We start from the raw sequence: 18,003 nt of genomic DNA, 5'->3' as shown, positions 1-18,003 counted from the left end.
CGCTCCCTATTCGCCATTCGCTCTAGTGATCAGGCTGCTTCCGCAGCCAGCTTTTCGGCCTTTGCGAGCGCCATATCGATACCGCCAACCATGTAGAAGGCAGCTTCCGGCAGGTGGTCGTATGCGCCTTCGACGAGGCCCTTGAAGCTCTTGATCGTGTCTTCGAGATCGACGAGCTGGCCGGGTGCACCGGTGAAGATTTCGGCGACGAAGAACGGCTGCGACAGGAAACGCTCGACCTTACGGGCGCGGGCAACCGTCAGCTTGTCCTCTTCCGAAAGCTCGTCCATGCCCAGGATGGCGATGATGTCCTGCAGCGACTTGTAGCGCTGCAGCGTTTCCTGGACGCGACGGGCAACGTTGTAGTGCTCTTCGCCAAGAATGATCGGGTCGAGCATGCGCGACGTGGAGTCCAGCGGATCCACTGCCGGGTAAATGCCCTTTTCCGAGATCGAACGCGACAAAACGGTCGTTGCGTCGAGGTGGGCGAAGGTCGAGGCGGGAGCCGGGTCGGTCATGTCGTCGGCGGGGACGTACACGGCCTGTACCGAGGTGACCGAACCCTTGGTCGTGGTCGTGATGCGCTCCTGCATGGCGCCCATGTCGGTGCCGAGCGTCGGCTGATATCCCACGGCCGAAGGGATACGGCCGAGCAGAGCCGACAGCTCCGAGCCGGCCTGCGTGAAGCGGAAGATGTTGTCCACGAAGAACAGAACGTCCTGGCCTTCATCGCGGAAATGCTCGGCGATCGTCAGGCCGGTGAGCGCAACGCGGGCGCGGGCGCCGGGCGGCTCGTTCATCTGGCCGAACACGAGGGCGCACTTGGAACCTTCTGTGGAGCCTTCATGCTCCTTGGGGTCCTTGTTCACGCCGGACTCGATCATCTCGTGATAAAGATCGTTGCCTTCGCGGGTACGCTCACCCACGCCGGCGAACACCGAGTAGCCGCCGTGCGCCTTTGCGATGTTGTTGATCAGTTCCTGAATGAGAACCGTCTTGCCGACGCCTGCGCCACCGAAGAGGCCGATCTTACCGCCACGGGCATAAGGTGCGAGAAGGTCGATGACCTTGATGCCGGTCACGAGGATTTCGGCCTCGGTGGACTGTTCCGTGAAATCAGGCGCTTCCTGGTGGATGGCGCGCCGCGTCGTGGCAGGAACCGGACCAGCTTCGTCGATCGGCTCGCCGATGACGTTGATGATGCGGCCGAGCGTGCCGGCGCCGACCGGAACCGAGATCGGTGCGCCGGTGTCGGTGACCGCCTGGCCGCGAACGAGACCTTCGGTGGAGTCCATGGCGATCGTGCGAACGCTGTTCTCGCCGAGGTGCTGCGCAACTTCCAGAACGAGGCGGTTGCCGAGGTTGTCGGTTTCCAGCGCGTTCAAGATTTGCGGCAGGTGGCCATCGAAGGAGACGTCGACGACGGCGCCGATGATCTGCGTCACGCGGCCGGTCGCAACGGCTGCAGCCGGTGCCGATGTCGTGGTTGCTGCCGGTGCAGCGGCGGCTGCCTTGGCCGGCGCCTTTCTGGTGGCGGGCTTCTTTTCAGCCGCCGGCGTCTGTGGTGTCGCTGCCTTAGCCATATCGTTCAAACCTCTTCTTCAAAGAGCCTCAGAGCGCTTCCGCGCCCGAAATGATTTCGATCAGTTCCTTGGTGATCTGAGCCTGACGCTGGCGGTTGTAGGAAAGCGTCAGCTTCTCGATCATCTCGCCCGCATTGCGCGTCGCGTTGTCCATGGCGGACATGCGCGCACCCTGTTCGGACGCAGCATTCTCAAGGAGAGCACGGAAGATCTGGACCGCGATGTTGCGCGGGATCAGATCGGTCAGGATTTCGCCGGCATCCGGCTCGTATTCGTAGATGGCGCCGCCGAGACGGGCATCCATCGCTTCCGTCGCCGCAGTGTCGCCCGAAGGCGCGCTTGCGGGGATCAGCTGCTGTGCCGTCGGAATCTGCGAGATCACCGAACGGAACTCCGAATAGAACAGCGTGCAGACGTCGAACTCGCCCTGGTCGAACAGAGCGATGACCTGGCGTGCGATCTTGTCGGCATCGACGAAGCCGACAGCCTTCACTTCACGAAGATCGACGCGGTCGATGATCTTCTCGCGGTGGTCACGGCGAAGGATGTCATACCCCTTCTTGCCCACGCAGAGGATCTTGACCTGCTTGCCTTCCGAAACGAGCCGGCGGATGTGCTCGCGCGCCAGGCGCACGATCTGCGAGTTGAAACCGCCGCAAAGACCACGCTCGGCCGTGCAGACGACGAGCAGATGCACGTCGCTCTTGCCGGTGCCCGTCATCAGACGCGGCGAATCCTCGCCGTCACCCACTGCATTCGCGATGTTGGCGAGGACCGCCCCCATGCGCTGCGAGTAGGGCCGCGCAGCTTCCGCCGCCTCTTGCGCACGACGCAGCTTCGCCGCGGCGACCATCTGCATCGCCTTGGTGATCTTCTGCGTCGCCTTGACTGAGGCGATCCGGTTTCTCAGATCCTTGAGTGAAGGCATCCGCTATCCGTCCGTTTCTCGGAGTCTGATTAACTCAAGCGAAGTTCTTGGAGAACTTGTCGAGTTCCTTGCGCAGGTCGGCTTCGGTGTTTTCCTTGAGTGCCTTGTCCGTGCGGATGGCGTCGAGGATGCCCTTGCCTTCGTTGCGCATGTGCGAGAGCAGCCCACGCTCGAACTTGCCGACATCGCTGACTGGCAGCTTGTCGAGATAGCCCTTCACGCCTGCATAGATCACGACGACCTGCTCTTCCGTCTTCAGCGGCGAGAACTGCGGCTGCTTCAGAAGTTCGGTCAGGCGTGCGCCACGGTTCAGGAGGCGCTGCGTCGAGGCATCGAGGTCGGAGCCGAACTGCGCGAACGCCGCCATTTCGCGGTACTGCGCAAGCTCGCCCTTGATCGAGCCGGCAACCTGCTTCATCGCCTTGATCTGCGCCGACGAACCCACGCGCGAAACCGACAGACCGACGTTCACGGCCGGACGGACACCCTGGTAGAAAAGGTCCGTTTCGAGGAAGATCTGACCGTCGGTGATCGAAATCACGTTGGTCGGGATGTAGGCCGAAACGTCGTTTGCCTGCGTTTCGATGACCGGCAGAGCCGTCAGCGAACCGGCGCCCTGCTCGTCATTGAGCTTGGCGGCGCGCTCGAGAAGGCGCGAGTGCAGGTAGAAAACGTCGCCGGGATAAGCTTCGCGGCCTGGCGGGCGACGCAGCAGCAGCGACATCTGGCGGTAGGCGACGGCTTGCTTGGACAGATCGTCATAACCGATCACGGCATGCATGCCGTTGTCGCGGAAGTATTCGCCCATCGTGCAGCCGGCAAACGGCGCCAGATACTGCATCGGCGCAGGATCGGATGCCGTCGCGGCGATGACGATCGAGTAGGGCAGCGCGCCGCGCTCTTCCAGAACCTTGACGAACTGCGCGACGGTCGAGCGCTTCTGGCCGACGGCGACGTAGACGCAATAGAGCTTCTGGCTCTCGTCCGTGCCTTCGTTCAGCGACTTCTGGTTCAGGAACGTGTCGAGAATGATCGCAGTCTTGCCGGTCTGACGGTCGCCGATGACGAGCTCGCGCTGGCCGCGGCCAACCGGGATGAGCGCGTCGATGGCCTTGAGGCCGGTCGACATCGGCTCATGCACTGACTTGCGGGGGATGATGCCCGGCGCCTTGACGTCGACGCGCTTCCGTTCGTCGGCAACGATCGGGCCCTTGCCGTCGATCGGGTTGCCAAGCGCGTCGACGACGCGGCCGAGGAGACCCTTGCCGACCGGCACGTCCACGATGGCGCCCGTCCGCTTGACGATGTCACCTTCCTTGATGTCCCGGTCCGAGCCGAAGATGACGACGCCGACATTGTCGGCTTCGAGGTTCAGCGCCATGCCGCGGATGCCGCCTGGGAACTCGACCATCTCACCGGCCTGAACGTTGTCCAGACCGTAGACGCGAGCGATACCGTCACCGACGGAGAGCACCTGGCCGACTTCGGAAACTTCGGCTTCGCGGCCGAAATTCTTGATTTGATCTTTGAGAATTGCGGAAATTTCCGCGGCGCGGATATCCATCAGCCGACCTCTTTCAGTGCAAGCTTAAGCGAGGAGAGTTTCGTACGAAGCGATGTGTCGATCTGACGCGAGCCGACCTTGACGATCAGGCCGCCGAGTATTGACGGATCGACATGAATATTGAGCGACACGGTCTTACCCGTAACGTCTTTAAGGGCCGCTGCAAGCTCGCGCTGCTGCGCCTCGTCCAGCGAGTGGGCGCTCGTGACTTCGGCAGCGACTTCGCCGCGATCAGCGGCGGCAAGCTGGCGGAAGGAGCGGATGATGCCGGGAAGCGCGAAGAGACGACGGTTGGCCGCGACTACCTTCAGGAAGTTGCCGGCGAGACCAGCAATCTTGCCCTGATCCACGATTGCGCCAATGGCACGCGCCTGATCCTCGGCCGAGAAAACCGGGCTCATCACCAGTCGCTTCAGGTCGGTGCTTTCCGCGATCATCGCCTCGAACGCGTCGAGTTCGCGCGTGACGGAATCGATTTCACCGGCCTCTTTCGCAAGATCGAAAAGCGAGGAGGCATACCGTTCTGCAACACCGGAAATTAGCTGGGATGTGTCTGCCACGGGCACCCAAATCTCTCAAATGTACCCAAGAGCGCCGTCGGTTGAAATCTGGCCAACCACAACACCTTGAATTTGTTGCTGTAATTATCAGGAGCAAATGCCTGAAAGGCACGCCCGCTCCGAAATTCGGGGTTCGTCTAACATAGGAATTCCGCCCCCGCAACACGCCAGGACGCCTGCTTTGGGCGCATTCTTGGCGCATTCCGTCGCAGTCAGAGCATTCCGAAGACGTATCCGAGCGGTAGGACGGCGAGAACGAGGGCCAGGATCAACGACAGCAGTGTGGTGCCATCGGCCCTGCCGTGGCGCGCCATCGCGACGATCTTGATCAGAACCGCGGCCGCCCAGCCCGCTCCGATCGCCAGGTAGACGAGGGGCTGCGCCATCAAGACGGCGACGGCACCTGCACCAAATTGCAGGCCCGCAGCCTGCGCGCGAACCGCCAAGGCATTTGGAAAATGGGTAAACAGCAGCGCAACGAAGTGCCAGAGCCCGAGAACCGCGGTCGCGACGGCGGCACCGAACGCCAGCCACTCGCCTTGGCTGCCCGGCCAGGGAAAAGCGAATTCCAACGAAGCACCTCCTGATTTGCGCTGCTGACCGATAGGATAGGCGCAACGTCAGGTAAAGCGCCGCGTGACACCGCACCGCTAGAGCTGTCAAAGAAAGCTCTGCGGGTTGATGTCCACCTGCACGCGCACCGAGCCCCGCTCCTTCGGGCCGCTGGCGAGCATTGCCTTCAGATAGGCCTGCATGTCGGCCCGCTTCTCGCCGTGGACGAGCAGTCGAAACCTGTGACGCCCCCGGATGAGCGCGAGCGGCGCTTCGGCCGGTCCAAGAACTGTGATGCCGCGGGCGGGAGGCGCGACACGGCGCAGACCCCGCGCATGTTCGTCCGCTTCAGTGCGGGTGTTCGCCGAAACGATGATCGCGGCCAGTTGCCCGAAGGGCGGAAGCCCGGCCCGTTCCCGCTCGGCGATTTCCCGCTCGTAGAAGGTATCCGCATCGCCCGAGACGAGCGCCTGCATCACCGGATGCGTCGGCTGGTAGGTCTGGATGAGCCCGAGGCTCTTGAGGCCGGTGCGCCCGGCGCGCCCGGTTACCTGCGACAGAAGCTGGAAGGTGCGCTCCGCCGCACGCGGGTCGCCGCTCGATAGCCCGACATCGGCATCGACGATGCCCACCAGCGTCATCAGCGGAAAATTGTGTCCCTTGGCGACCAACTGGGTCCCGATGACGATGTCCGCCTCGCCCTTGGCGATCGCCTCCAGCTCCAGCCGCACGCGCTTCGCCCCGACCAGCAGATCCGACGACATGACGACGATCCGCGCGTCCGGGAAATGCCCGACGACCTCTTCCGCGATCCGCTCCACGCCCGGTCCGCAGGCTGCCAGATGATCGAACGTGCCGCATTCCGGGCAGGCCTGCGGCGTCGGTTCGGCATGGCCGCAATGGTGGCACTGGATCTGACCGCGGAACCGGTGCTCGACGAGCCAGCTTGAACAATCTGGGCACTGGAACCGGTGTCCGCAGACCCGGCAGAGCGTCAGCGGCGCGTAGCCCCGGCGATTGAGGAAGAGCAGCGACTGCTCCTTGCGTTCCAATCGACCGGCGACAGCCTTGAGAAGCAGCGGCGACAGGAAGCCGCCTCGTGCGGGTGGGCTCTGGCGCATGTCGATCAGCTTCAGATCCGGCATGGCCGCTTCGGCGTATCGGCTGGAAAGCTTCAGGAGGCCGTAACGCCCCTCCTCCGCATTGACCCGGCTTTCGATCGACGGCGTGGCCGAGGCGAGCACCACCGGGCAATCGGTCAGCCGCGCGCGCACCACTGCCATGTCGCGCGCATGGTAGAACACCCGATCTTCCTGCTTGTAGGCCGGATCGTGCTCTTCATCGACAACGATCAGGCCAAGCTCCTTGAACGGCAGGAACAGCGCCGAGCGCGCACCGACGACGATGCGCACGCGCCCGTCGACCACCTGCCGCCAAACCCTTTCACGGGTACGGGGCGCAAGCTCGGAGTGCCACTCCGCCGGCGGCGCGCCGAAGCGGGCTTCGAAGCGGCCGAGAAAAGCCGGCGTCAGCGCGATTTCCGGCAGCAGGATCAGCGCCTGCTTGCCCTGCTCGATGGCCTCCGCAACGGCGGCGAAATAGACCTCGGTCTTGCCCGAGCCGGTGACGCCATCGAGAAGATGCACACCGAACCGCGCTTTCCCTACAGCTTCGCGCAGGATCGCAGCCGAAGCTGCCTGTCCGTCGCTGAGCTCCGCTCCGCCATAGGTGGGATCGGGTAGAGCAACCACCGGCGGCGGCGGCAGAAGGATGGGCGCAAACGCGCCCTGCTTCACGAGCCCGTCGACGACGGAAGACGAGACGCCAGCCGCATGGGCAAGGCCCGATTTCGTCCAGGCGCCGGTTTCCTGTGCCGTGTCCAGCACGCGCCGCCGCGCAGGCGTCAGCTTCTCGGGCACGGCACCGGTCGCGGCCAACCCCTCGATCATCGGCTCCGGATCGAGCGCCGCCGGGGCCCTCAGCGCCATGCGCGCGACGAGACCGGGCGGCGACAGCGTATAATCGGCAACCCATTCGATGAACCGGCGCATCACCGCATCGAGCGGCGGACAATCGAAGACATGCGTGATGGGCCTGAGCTTGCGCGCATCGATCTCACGCCCCGGCGGCCCATCCCACACGACGCCGAGCACCTGACGGGGGCCGAGCGGAACTTGTACCAGCGATCCGGGTTGGACATGCAGACCCTCAGGCACCACATAGGAATAAGGCTCGGGCGCCGGAAGCGGCACGAGCACGGAGACGACCGGCACGGGGACGACGGGCGTTGGTGGCGCGTCGAACAGAACGCTCTGAGAATCGGCAGCGGAATGGCGGGTCATGATGCGTGACCTTGCCCCCTGTTTGGTCTAAAGGGAACCCGAAACGGCCTTACCGGCCAACAGGCAGCCAAAGCAAAGCAGAAGAGACAATCTGATGAAATTCTTTGTCGATACCGCCGACGTCGCCGAAATTCGGGAGCTGAACGATTTCGGCCTTCTCGACGGCGTGACGACCAACCCTTCGCTCATCATGAAGTCCGGCCGCGACTACAAGGAAGTCACGAAGGAAATCTGCGACATCGTCGAAGGTCCCGTGTCTGCCGAAGTCACTGCGGTCGACTATGACGGCATGATGCGCGAAGCAGAAGTTCTCGGTGCGATCGCCGACAATGTCTGCATCAAGCTGCCGCTCACGCTCGCCGGTCTCAAGGCCTGCAAGGCCCTCACCGAACAGGGCAAGCTGGTCAACGTAACCCTGTGCTTCTCCGCCAACCAGGCGCTCCTGGCTGCCAAGGCCGGCGCAACGTTCATCTCGCCCTTCATCGGCCGCCTCGACGACATCCATCTCGACGGCATGGACCTGATCCGCGAGATCCGCCAGATCTACGACAATTACGGCTTCGACACCGAAATCCTCGCAGCGTCGATCCGCACCGCGAACCACATCAAGGACGCCGCTCTCATTGGCGCCGATGTGGTCACTGCGCCGCCGGCCACGCTCAAGTCGCTCGTCAAGCACCCGCTGACGGACAAGGGTCTCGAGACGTTCCTGGAAGACTGGAAGAAGACCGGCCAGACGATCGCCTGATCGGCACCTGGTTCAAGAGCATCAAGCCGGCGGGCCCCGTCCGCCGGCTTTTTTCATGCGTCGTCATCATCCATTTCGTCGGCCTCGTCCGGAAGCTGCCCCGTCAGACGCATGCTCTCGATCCAGGTCGATCCATCCTCCTGCCGGATCACCGTCTTCGCCCGCACACCAGTGCGTTTCACGATCAGGTCTGCCAGTTCGGGCGCGTGGGTGACGACCCAGATCTGCGCATCCTTCGCCGCCCGCGCGATCATGTCGGCAAGCGGCGCGAGCATGGACGGATGCAGGCTCGCTTCGGGCTCATTCAGCGCAATGAAGGGCGGTATGCGATAGGCAAGAAGCGCTGCGGCAAGACCCAGGAACCGGATCTGGCCATCCGAGAGCTCCGCAGCCGAGAAGACGCGCTGTGGAAATTGCGGGAAGACGACGCCGAAGCGCGCTTCGCGATCCGGCAGCGGAATATCGAGCCAAGCACCTTTCAAGGCATCGGCAACGGCCCGGTCGAGATCGACCGTATCGCCACGGATATGTTTCAGCGTCGCCATCACAGCCGCGAGATTGCTGCCATCCATGTCGAGCATGGGCGCCGTCACGGCAAGCGATGCTGCCCTCAAGGGCGACCCGGCGTCGCTGCGAAAGCCGTGATAAAAGCGGAACCTTGCAAGCGTATCGCGCACGATCGCCGCTTCCGCATGGAGCCCCGAGCCGCCAAGCGCAGCGAGACCCGTTTCGGATGAAAGAAGCCTGATGGGGTACTCCTGCATCCGTCCATCCGCATCGCGGTAGGACAGTCCCTGGCCGGCGCGTTTCATCACGTCCACGACACGCCGGCCTTGATCGATGGAGAGCCGCTCTTCCTTGATTTGCGGCTCGAACGGAAATCCGGCGCCCATCGGCGGCGTCAGCCCGGCATCGATCGTGTAGCGCCAGCCAAGCGCCGTATCCTCGTCCAGAAGTTCGACGGTGATCGACAGGCGAACCGGCCGCCCCTTCCTGCGCGTGCCGGTCCACAGCACAGCCGCCATGCCGCCCTCCGCAGCGATCTCGCGCGCAAATGTCCCTTCCGCCGCCGCCTGGGCGAGATGCAGCGCCCGATAGAGATTGGATTTGCCGACGCCATTGTCGCCGACGAAGACATTGACGTCGCCGATCTCCATGCGGATCGACTTGAGCGAGCGATAGCCGGCAACGGTCAGCGACCGGAGTTTCATCGACATGACGCCGCCATCAGATATGGAGCGCCGCGCCCAGCGCCTTCAGCGCCGCTTCCTGCAGAGCCTCGCCTTGTGTCGGATGGGCATGGATCGTGCCGGCGATGTCTTCCAGCCGCGCGCCCATCTCGATCGCGATGCCGAAGGCGGCAGAGAGTTCCGAAACGCCTTTCCCCACCGCCTGGATACCGAGAACGAGATGGTTGTCCGCCCGAGCGACCACTCGCACGAAACCCTGCTCGGCTTCCATCGTCATCGCCCGGCCATTGGCCTGGAACGGGAAGAGACCGATCTTGACCTCGCGGCCACCACGACGCGCCTCGTCGGGCGAAAGCCCCGCCGTCACGATCTCCGGATCGGTGAAACACACCGCCGGGATCACGCGCTTGTCGAAGGCGCGGCGGTGACCCGCAATGATTTCCGCCACCATCTCGCCTTGCGCCATGGCCCGGTGCGCAAGCATCGGCTCGCCCGTGACGTCGCCGATCGCGTAGACGCCGCGCATCGAGGTGCGGCAGGTCTCGTCGATGCGGATCGCAGCGCCGGAGCGGTCGAGATCGAGTTCTTCGAGGCCCCAGCCTTCCGTCAGCGGCCGCCGACCCACCGTCACCAGCACCTTATCGGCTGCGATGCGCAGGTCGTTGCCGTCTGCCCCCTCGACCAGAAGCGCATCGCCTTTGCCGGAGAGCCCGCGCGCTTTTGCCCCGAGGACGACCTCGATGCCGAGCTCGCCCAGCCGCTTCGCGACAGGGCGCGTCAGTTCACCGTCATAGAGCGGCAGGATACGATCGGCGGCTTCGACGATGGTCACCTGTGAGCCGAGCTTGGCGAAGGCCGTGCCGAGTTCGAGCCCGATATAGCCGGCGCCGACAATGGCGAGCCGCTCCGGCACGGCTTTGAGTGCCAGCGCGTCCGTCGAGGAAATCACCGACCCGCCGAAGGGAAGCCCGGGCAACGGCACCGATTCCGAGCCGGTGGCGATCACGATCGCTTCCGCCCGGATGACCTGGACGCCGGTTTCGGTCTTGACCTCGACTGTCTTGCCGTCGCGAAACCGCGCCCAGCCTTGCACGGTCTTCACGCCGGCCTTCTTCAAGAGCCCGGCAACGCCCGTCGTTAGGCGCCCCACGATCTTGTCCTTCCAGCCCATCGTACGGGTGAGATCGATGCGTGGCTCGGCAAGCGTGATGCCGAGCGGACTTTCGCCAGTCGCCATCGCCTTGGTCTCGGCAAACTGATCGGCCGCATGGATGATCGCCTTGGATGGGATGCAGCCGACATTGAGGCAGGTGCCGCCGGGCTTCACCGCCTCCACGATGACCGTATCGATGCCGAGCTGACCGGCCCGGATGGCGCAGACATAGCCGGCCGGGCCGGCGCCGATGACGAGAAGCTTGCAGGAAATGTCCTTCATCACCGTCCCCTCACGCCACGAAGATCATGGCCGGCGTCTCCAGCAGCGTCTTGATGCGCTGGACGAAGACCGCCGCGTCATGGCCGTCGATGATCCGGTGGTCGAAGCTGCAGGACAGGTTCATCATGCGCCGCGGCACGAACGCGGTGCCGTCCCAATGCGGGCGGATCGCCATCTTGTTGACCCCGATGATCGCAACCTCCGGATGGTTGATCACCGGCGTTGTCACGATGCCGCCGAGCGCGCCGAGCGAGGTGATGGTGATCGTGGAACCCGAAAGCTCCTCGCGCGTCGCCGTGCCCGATTTCGCCGCGTCCGAAAGCCTGCCGACTTCGGCCGCGTACTCCCAGAGGTCGCGCGCCTCGCAGTGCTTGGCAACGGGCACGACGAGCCCGGACGGTGTTTGCGCCGCGATGCCGATATGGACACCGCCATGGCGGTGAATGATGTTCGCCTCGTCGTCGAAATGGCTGTTGAACTGCGGCTGGGCCGCGATCGCCTTCACCATCGCCCGCATCAGGAACGGCAGCAGCGTCAGTTTCGGCTGGTCTTGCCGCTTGTCACGGTTCAGCGCCGCTCGCAGATCCTCGAGCGCCGACATGTCCACTTCCTCCACATAGGTGATGTGGGGAATGTGCCTCTTGGCGATCGCCATCTTCTCCGCGATCTTGCGGCGGAGGCCAACGAGCTTGATGTCCTCGACATCCGTGCGGCGCATGAGACCGGCCGGCGACGCCGCCTTTGGACCCTTGGCAACGAACTGATCGAGGTCGTCATGGGTGATCCGGCCAGCTGGGCCGGACCCCGCCACCTGCCGCAGATCGATGCCCGCATCACGGGCACGCAGCCGCACGGCCGGCGAGGCAAGCGGCTTGTCGGCACTGGTTGCCGCAACTGGGCGGGTAGGCCGCTTGAGGCTTGGCTCCCTCGGCGCGGCATCCTTTGCCGGCTTCCTATCGACCGTCTCGGGTTCGGTTGCAGGCGGTGGCGGCAAATCCTCGCCCTCGCCGCTCAGCCCGTCAGCGATTAGCGCTTCCTCCGCGCCGTCATCCATCGGCTTCGGGGTCGGGTCTTCGTCCGATCCGGCCTCACCCGTCCTGATGCGCACGATCACCGAGCCGACGGCGACGACATCGCCAACGTCCGCGCCGAGCCAGGCGATCTCGCCATCGCAGGGTGCCGGAATTTCCACCGTTGCCTTGTCGGTCATGACGGCGGCGACGATATCGTCTTCCCGCACGGCATCGCCGATCTTCACATGCCACTCGACGAGTTCGGCCTCGGCGACGCCTTCGCCGACATCGGGCAGCTTGATTGCGCGTTCGCCCATCGCCTCAGCCCTCCATCGTCTCGATCATCGCCCGGCCGACACGTGCGGGCCCGGGGAAATAATCCCACTCCTGCGCATGCGGATAGGGCGTGTCCCAGCCGGTCACGCGCGTGATCGGCGCTTCCAGATGGTAGAAGCAGTGCTTCTGCACGAGCGCGGCAAGCTCCGCGCCGAAGCCGGATGTCAGCGTCGCTTCATGCACGATCACGCACCGTCCGGTTTTTGAAACGGAAGCAACGATCGTTTCCAGATCGAGCGGCAGCAGCGTCTTGAGGTCGATGATTTCGGCATCGATGCCCGTATCGGCAGCGGCGGCCTCCGACACATAGGTCATCGTGCCATAGGCGAGCACCGTCAGTTCCGCTCCCGCCCGGCGCACCTCCGCCTTGCCGAGCGGCACGGTGAAGTGTCCCTCCGGAACCTCGCCCAGCGCATGCTTGGACCAGGGCGTGACAGGCTTGTCGTGATGCCCGTCGAACGGCCCGTTATAGAGCCGCTTCGGTTCCAAAAAAATCACAGGATCCGGATCCTCGATCGCCGCGATCAGCAGACCCTTGGCGTCGACGGGGTTGGATGGAACGACGACCTTCAAGCCGGAGACATGGGTGAACAGCGCTTCCGGGCTCTGACTGTGCGTCTGCCCGCCGAAAATGCCGCCGCCTGTCGGCATGCGTATCACGATCGGGCAGGTGAACTGGCCGTTCGAGCGATAGCGGATACGCGCGGCTTCCGACGCGATCTGATCGAATGCGGGATATACATAATCGGCAAACTGAATCTCGATGCAGGGCCTGAGGCCATAGGCCGCCATGCCGATCGCCGCACCGACGATGCCCAGCTCGGAAATCGGCGTATCGAAGCACCGCGTCTTCCCGTATTTCTGCTGAAGGCCCGCCGTGCAGCGGAAAACGCCGCCGAAATAGCCGACATCCTCGCCGAACACGACCACGTCGTCATCGCGCTCCATCGACACATCCATGGCCGACCGGATGGCTTCGATCATCGTCATGCGCGGCATGGGCGATCTCCTTTGATCGAACCAGAAAGCCACGCAATTCCGGCATGCGCGTGGTCTGCACCCGGGCCCAACCCTACGTCCGTCATCCTCGGGCTCGTCCCGAGGATCTGCCAGCCCATCCGTGTCGCCGAGCCGCCAGTGGATGGTCGGGACGACCATGACGGCGTAGATGGACGTGCGACGTCAGTTAATTTCTCACGACCCTCCATCACACCCCCGCCTCCTGGCGCTGGCGCCTGAGATGCGGTGGCATGGTTTCGTAGACGCCCTCGAACATGTCGCGCGTGGAGGGTTTGCCGCCCGAATGCAGCGTGCCGTGGCTCTCTGCCTCTTTCTGGGCGGCGATGACGCTGTCCATCACTTCTGCCTCCGCCTGCTTGTGGCGCTCGTCGCTCCACAGCCCTTTGGCGATCAGATGGTTCTTCAGCCGGATGACAGGATCGCCGAGAGGCCAAGCGTCCGATTCGGTCTTTGCACGGTAGGCGGATGGGTCGTCGGAGGTGGAGTGTGCGCCGACGCGGTAGGTGACGTACTCCACGAGCGTCGGACCCAGATTGCGACGCGCCCGCTCGACCGCCCATTTCGCCACCGCATGGACGGCCAGATAGTCGTTGCCGTCGACCCTGAGCGACGGGAGGCCGAAGCCGAGACCTCTCGCCGCAAAAGTGCCGGAACCACCGCGCGCAATGCCCTGGAAGGTGGAGATCGCCCACTGGTTGTTGACGATGTTGAGCACGACCGGCGCCTGATAGGTGGAGGCGAAGACCAGTGCTGCGTGAAAATCGCTCTCCGCCGTCGATCCGTCGCCGATCCAACCTGCGGCAATCCTGGTGTCGCGCTTGATGGCGGACGCCATCGCCCACCCGACCGCCTGGATGAACTGCGTGCCGAGATTGCCGGAAATCGAGAAGAAGCCGTGCTCCTTCGACGAATACATGATCGGCAACTGCCGGCCCTTCAGCGGGTCGGCTTCGTTGGAATAGATCTGGTTCATCATGTCGACCATTGGATAGCCGCCGGCGATCAGAAGGCCGGCCTGCCGATAGGTCGGGAAGTTCATGTCGCCCGGCTCCATCGCCTTGCGAAACGCGCAGGAGACCGCCTCCTCGCCCATATGCTGCATGTAGAACGACGTCTTGCCCTGGCGCTGCGCCGTCTGCATGCGGGCATCGAAGGCGCGCAGGGTCATCATGTCGCGCAGGCCGTCGCGCAGGTCCTCGTCGGTGAGGCTTCCCGCCCAGGGGCCGACAGCCTCGCCCTTTCGATTGAGCACGCGGATGATCGAGAAGGCGAGATCGCGGATATCGCGAGGATCGACATCGACCGGGGGCCGCTCGACGGTCCCCGCCTGCGGTATCTTCACCGAAGAAAAGTCAGGCTGATCGCCGGGCCTGACGGAAGGCTCCGGCACATGCAGTTGAAGCGGCCCGTTTCCGGTTGAACTTCCGGCCATCAGCACCTCCCGTTCGATGTCCTTGTCGAACGGTAGAGGCGATTGCGCGCGAAATCCATGCCCGCGCGCAATCTGTTCAGTGCATCAGGTTTCTTGAAGCGCCTCGGCGGCGGCCCGGCCGCGCTTGGACAGCTTGGTCCAGAGGATTGGGCCGGCAACGGCGGCGATGGCGACGGCATAGATCGTCAGCGCGATCCAGGACGTGAAGAGGAAGGAAAAATCGCCCTGGTTGATCATCAGACCGCGTCGCAGTTGTTCCTCTGCCAGCGGGCCGAGGATCGCCCCGACGAGAACCGGTGCCAGCGGATAATCGAAGCGGCGCATGATGAAGCCGATGATACCGAAGACCAGCAACAGGATCAGTGCGAAGGCCGAGCCCTGCGCGCCGACGATGCCGAGCGATGCGAAGGTCATGATGCCAGCGTAAAGCCACGGGCGCGGGATCGTCAGAAGCTTCACCCAGATACCGACGAACGGCAGGTTGAGGAGCACCAGCATCAGATTGGCGATGAACAAGCTGGCGATCAGACCCCAGACCAGCTGAGGATTGTTGGTGAAGAGCAGAGGGCCCGGCTGCAGGCCGTATTGCTGAAAACCGGCGAGCATGACGGCTGCGGTTGCCGAGGTCGGCAGGCCGAGCGTCAGAAGCGGGATGAGCGTGCCGGCGGCCGATGCGTTGTTGGCCGATTCGGGGCCGGCAACACCTTCGATCGCGCCCCTGCCGCTGTCGAATTCCTCACGGGCGATGCCTTTAGCGGTCCGGCGCTCGGTCGAATAGGACAGGAAGGTCGGGATCTCGGCGCCGCCAGTCGGCAGCGGGCCGAAGAGGAAGCCGAGGCCCGTACCGCGCAGGAACGGCTTGAAGCAGCGCTTCAGCTCGGCGAGGCTCAGCCAGACCGAGCCCTTCACCGCCTGCAGCTTCTCGTTGATCGTGCTCGCCTGCGAGGCGATGAACAGGGTTTCACCGATGGCGAACAGGCCGACGGCGATGATGGCGATGTCGATATTGTCGCGAAGCTGCGGAACACCGAAGGACAGTCGCGCCTGGCCGGTCAGGCTGTCGATGCCGACGAGGCCGATCGACAGGCCGATGAAGAGCGCCGTCAGGCCGCGGATGAGCGAACCGCCGAAGGCCGCCGAAACCGTGAGGAACGACAGCACCATCAGCGCGAAATATTCCGCCGGGCCGAAGGAGAGCGCCACCTTCACCATCAGCGGCGCGATGATCGCAAGGCCGATCGTGGCACAGGTGCCGCCGAAGAAGGAGCCGATGGCCGCAGCGCCGAGCGCTTTGCCGCCGCGCCCGTCCTTCGCCATCTTGTTTCCCTCGAGCGCCGTCATGATCGACGCGGTCTCGCCGGGGGTGTTCAGGAGGATCGAGGAAATCGCCCCGCCATACATGCCGCCATAATAGATACCGGCGAACATGATCATGGAGCCGGTGGCCCCGAAGGACAGCGAGACGGGCAGAAGAAGGGCTACGGTCAGTGCCGGTCCGAGGCCCGGCAGAACACCGACGGCCGTGCCAAGCAGAACACCGAGCAGCGCGAAGCCGAGATTGGCCGGCTGTGCTGCGATGAGCAGACCATCGAAAAGAAGCGCGAACGTATCCATGATCGTCGGAATACTCTCGTTTGGGCAGCGACCGCTGGCTCAAGCCTGAAATTCAGAGGCGTCGCTCGGCAAGCTGCAATTCTGCAAGGACGGAAGTGGCTGGTGCGTTTCCAGGTGCGGCGAGAACGGGTTCACCGCACAGAAACGCGACACCTCTAACGAAACAGCGCGTTGAGATACGGCTCGATCAGCCCGGCCGGCAGCGACAGCCCGAGACCCTGGCGAAAGAGCACGTAAAGCAGCGCGGAGATCACCACGCCGACGAACACGGTCAGGATCACTGGCTTGCGGCCGAAACCGCGCGCGGCACCACCGAACAGGACCCCGGACGCGATGATAAAACCGGCGCCCGCATAGAGCAGCGCGGTCATGCCGGCGAGTGCCCCGATGATCCAGATTACCGGACCCCAGTTCAAGGCTTCGCGTTCGGGAAAATCGCCGCGCCGTGCCATCACGACTGTCAGCACGCCGAAAACGGCAATGCCGATGGCGACGATGTAAGGGAAGATCTCCGGCCCGATCTGCGCATAGCTGCGCCGTTCGGGATAGGAGGACGCGTCGAGCGCGATCAGGGCGGAGAACAGAAACAGCCCGATTGCGATCGCCAATCCACCGAGGTCGAACTTGCGACGGGCCGCCTCGTCGGGCCGGCGCATGCCGGCCCCGCCCTGTTCGTGCGTCGCCATCTTACTGGCTGATGCCGAGGTCGGAGAGGATGGCAGTCGTCGCCTCGATCTCCTGGTTCAGGTAGGCCTCGAACTCTTCACCATCGAGATAGGTGTTCACCCAGCCGCGGTTTTCGAGTTCGGTGGCCCAGGCTTCGGATTCCGACATCGCACGGATCGTGTCGGTTAGCGTCTGGCGCTCTTCATCCGAAATGTCCGGAGCGGCTGCGATCATGCGCCAGTTCTGGACGTCGAGGTCGAAGCCCTGCTCGGCAAAGGTCGGTGCGTCGACATAGTCCTGCCGCTCCGGAGCGGTGATCGCGATCACCTTCACTTCGCCGGCTTCGATCTGCGAGGCAAACTCGCTGTAGCCCGAGATGCCGACAGTGACCTGGCCGCCGAGAATGGCCGCAAGCGCTTCACCGCCACCGGAGAACGGGATGTAGTTCAAGGCGCGCGGATCGACATCGGCTGCCTGGGCGAAGAGGCCGGCCGCGATGTGGTCGACGCCACCAGCGGAACCGCCACCCCAGGTGACGGAGCCTGGATCGGCGCGCATGGCTTCGGCCAGCTCTTCGGCATTGTCGATTTCGCTGTCGGCCGGAGCGATGACGACGACATACTCGCCGGTCAGACGGGCGATCGGTGTGACATCGGCAAGCGTGACCGGAGCGGCGTTGGCGATGATCGCGCCGACCATGACGTAGCCGCCGACGATCGTTGCCGTCGGATCGCCCGCCGAGCGGTTGACGAACTGCTGGAGACCGATCGTGCCGCCGGCACCGGCAACGTTCTCGACCTGGATGTTGGACGCAAGACCTTCAGCCTGGAGCACCGACTGGATCGAACGGGCCGTCTGGTCCCAGCCGCCGCCGGGCGCTGCGGGCGCCATGATCTTCAGTTCGTCCATCTGCGCGAAAGCGGATGTGCTGGTGAGCAGTGCCGCGAAAGCAGCAGCGAAAATGGTTTTCTTCAAGATGACCTCCCAAATGTTCTGTTTCGGACGCCATGCGGCGTCGCT

Annotated in this window: 15 protein-coding genes; 1 reads left to right on the top strand and 14 read right to left on the bottom strand. The window is 64.0% G+C overall.

Annotation, left to right across the window (positions count from 1 at the left end; genetic code table 11):
• Positions 1–29: 29 nt before the first annotated feature.
• The 6 genes from atpD to PU133_RS03190 all read right to left on the bottom strand — a co-directional run bounded on the left by atpD (position 30) and on the right by PU133_RS03190 (position 7,529).
• Positions 30–1,583 carry a F0F1 ATP synthase subunit beta gene (gene atpD / locus PU133_RS03215; RefSeq protein ID WP_404863463.1) on the bottom strand — a complete coding sequence of 518 codons (1,554 nt, stop codon included), beginning with the start codon at positions 1,581–1,583 and terminating at the stop codon, positions 30–32.
• A 28-nt stretch (positions 1,584–1,611) separates the two neighbouring features.
• On the bottom strand, positions 1,612–2,511 hold the full coding sequence (locus PU133_RS03210) for a F0F1 ATP synthase subunit gamma (RefSeq protein ID WP_404863462.1): 900 nt from the start codon (positions 2,509–2,511) through the stop codon (positions 1,612–1,614).
• Between the two features lie 34 nt (positions 2,512–2,545).
• Positions 2,546–4,075 (bottom strand): F0F1 ATP synthase subunit alpha, encoded by a 1,530-nt coding sequence (atpA, locus tag PU133_RS03205; RefSeq protein ID WP_126007658.1) that lies wholly within the window; start codon positions 4,073–4,075, stop codon positions 2,546–2,548.
• Positions 4,075–4,641 carry a F0F1 ATP synthase subunit delta gene (locus tag PU133_RS03200; protein ID WP_404863461.1) on the bottom strand — a complete coding sequence of 189 codons (567 nt, stop codon included), beginning with the start codon at positions 4,639–4,641 and terminating at the stop codon, positions 4,075–4,077. Before PU133_RS03200 ends, atpA begins: the two co-directional genes overlap by 1 nt.
• A 206-nt stretch (positions 4,642–4,847) precedes the next feature.
• Positions 4,848–5,207 (bottom strand): DUF4345 domain-containing protein, encoded by a 360-nt coding sequence (locus tag PU133_RS03195; RefSeq protein WP_404863460.1) that lies wholly within the window; start codon positions 5,205–5,207, stop codon positions 4,848–4,850.
• Between the two features lie 87 nt (positions 5,208–5,294).
• Complete coding sequence (locus PU133_RS03190) at positions 5,295–7,529, bottom strand: primosomal protein N' (RefSeq protein ID WP_404863459.1); 2,235 nt, start codon at positions 7,527–7,529, stop codon at positions 5,295–5,297.
• Between the two features lie 94 nt (positions 7,530–7,623).
• Between PU133_RS03190 and fsa the strand changes: the two genes are divergently transcribed.
• Complete coding sequence (fsa, locus tag PU133_RS03185; RefSeq protein WP_126007653.1) at positions 7,624–8,277, top strand: fructose-6-phosphate aldolase; 654 nt, start codon at positions 7,624–7,626, stop codon at positions 8,275–8,277.
• 53 nt (positions 8,278–8,330) lie between these two features.
• Here the strand turns inward: fsa and PU133_RS03180 are convergent, their stop codons facing one another.
• From PU133_RS03180 to PU133_RS03145, 8 genes are all read right to left on the bottom strand, one after another.
• Positions 8,331–9,488, bottom strand: a complete 1,158-nt coding sequence (locus PU133_RS03180; protein ID WP_404864425.1) for an AAA family ATPase — start codon at positions 9,486–9,488, stop codon at positions 8,331–8,333.
• 16 nt (positions 9,489–9,504) lie between these two features.
• Positions 9,505–10,902 (bottom strand): dihydrolipoyl dehydrogenase, encoded by a 1,398-nt coding sequence (gene lpdA / locus PU133_RS03175; RefSeq protein WP_404863458.1) that lies wholly within the window; start codon positions 10,900–10,902, stop codon positions 9,505–9,507.
• Between the two features lie 10 nt (positions 10,903–10,912).
• Entirely contained in the window at positions 10,913–12,232 is a 1,320-nt protein-coding gene (locus PU133_RS03170) for a dihydrolipoamide acetyltransferase family protein (protein ID WP_404863457.1), read from the bottom strand.
• A 4-nt stretch (positions 12,233–12,236) separates the two neighbouring features.
• Positions 12,237–13,250, bottom strand: coding sequence for an alpha-ketoacid dehydrogenase subunit beta (locus tag PU133_RS03165; RefSeq protein ID WP_404863456.1), 1,014 nt, complete (start codon positions 13,248–13,250; stop codon positions 12,237–12,239).
• Positions 13,251–13,458: 208 nt separating this feature from the next.
• On the bottom strand, positions 13,459–14,703 hold the full coding sequence (locus PU133_RS03160; RefSeq protein ID WP_404863455.1) for a 3-methyl-2-oxobutanoate dehydrogenase (2-methylpropanoyl-transferring) subunit alpha: 1,245 nt from the start codon (positions 14,701–14,703) through the stop codon (positions 13,459–13,461).
• Between the two features lie 84 nt (positions 14,704–14,787).
• A complete protein-coding gene (locus PU133_RS03155; RefSeq protein WP_404863454.1) occupies positions 14,788–16,317 on the bottom strand; it encodes a tripartite tricarboxylate transporter permease in 1,530 nt (509 codons plus the stop codon).
• A gap of 155 nt (positions 16,318–16,472) precedes the next feature.
• A complete protein-coding gene (locus tag PU133_RS03150) occupies positions 16,473–17,003 on the bottom strand; it encodes a tripartite tricarboxylate transporter TctB family protein (RefSeq protein WP_126007641.1) in 531 nt (176 codons plus the stop codon).
• A 1-nt stretch (position 17,004) separates the two neighbouring features.
• Positions 17,005–17,958 carry a Bug family tripartite tricarboxylate transporter substrate binding protein gene (locus tag PU133_RS03145; RefSeq protein ID WP_404863453.1) on the bottom strand — a complete coding sequence of 318 codons (954 nt, stop codon included), beginning with the start codon at positions 17,956–17,958 and terminating at the stop codon, positions 17,005–17,007.
• Positions 17,959–18,003 lie beyond the last annotated feature (45 nt).

This window comes from Georhizobium sp. MAB10, from assembly GCF_045012825.1.
GTDB classification, from domain to species: Bacteria; Pseudomonadota; Alphaproteobacteria; order Rhizobiales; family Rhizobiaceae; genus Georhizobium; species Georhizobium profundi.
Note: the sequence above shows the minus strand (reverse complement) of the source record. Positions and strands in the feature narration are given on the sequence as shown.

What these genes read in the sequence shown, in the direction of transcription:
- atpD (WP_404863463.1), bottom strand. Translation starts at nt 1,583, where the DNA reads ATGGCTAAGGCAGCGACACCACAGACGCCGGCGGCTGAAAAGAAGCCC.
- PU133_RS03210 (WP_404863462.1), bottom strand. Translation starts at nt 2,511, where the DNA reads ATGCCTTCACTCAAGGATCTGAGAAACCGGATCGCCTCAGTCAAGGCG.
- atpA (WP_126007658.1), bottom strand. Translation starts at nt 4,075, where the DNA reads ATGGATATCCGCGCCGCGGAAATTTCCGCAATTCTCAAAGATCAAATC.
- PU133_RS03190 (WP_404863459.1), bottom strand. Translation starts at nt 7,529, where the DNA reads ATGACCCGCCATTCCGCTGCCGATTCTCAGAGCGTTCTGTTCGACGCG.
- fsa (WP_126007653.1), top strand. Translation starts at nt 7,624, where the DNA reads ATGAAATTCTTTGTCGATACCGCCGACGTCGCCGAAATTCGGGAGCTG.
- PU133_RS03180 (WP_404864425.1), bottom strand. Translation starts at nt 9,488, where the DNA reads ATGAAACTCCGGTCGCTGACCGTTGCCGGCTATCGCTCGCTCAAGTCG.
- lpdA (WP_404863458.1), bottom strand. Translation starts at nt 10,902, where the DNA reads ATGAAGGACATTTCCTGCAAGCTTCTCGTCATCGGCGCCGGCCCGGCC.
- PU133_RS03170 (WP_404863457.1), bottom strand. Translation starts at nt 12,232, where the DNA reads ATGGGCGAACGCGCAATCAAGCTGCCCGATGTCGGCGAAGGCGTCGCC.
- PU133_RS03165 (WP_404863456.1), bottom strand. Translation starts at nt 13,250, where the DNA reads ATGCCGCGCATGACGATGATCGAAGCCATCCGGTCGGCCATGGATGTG.
- PU133_RS03160 (WP_404863455.1), bottom strand. Translation starts at nt 14,703, where the DNA reads ATGGCCGGAAGTTCAACCGGAAACGGGCCGCTTCAACTGCATGTGCCG.
- PU133_RS03155 (WP_404863454.1), bottom strand. Translation starts at nt 16,317, where the DNA reads ATGGATACGTTCGCGCTTCTTTTCGATGGTCTGCTCATCGCAGCACAG.
- PU133_RS03150 (WP_126007641.1), bottom strand. Translation starts at nt 17,003, where the DNA reads ATGGCGACGCACGAACAGGGCGGGGCCGGCATGCGCCGGCCCGACGAG.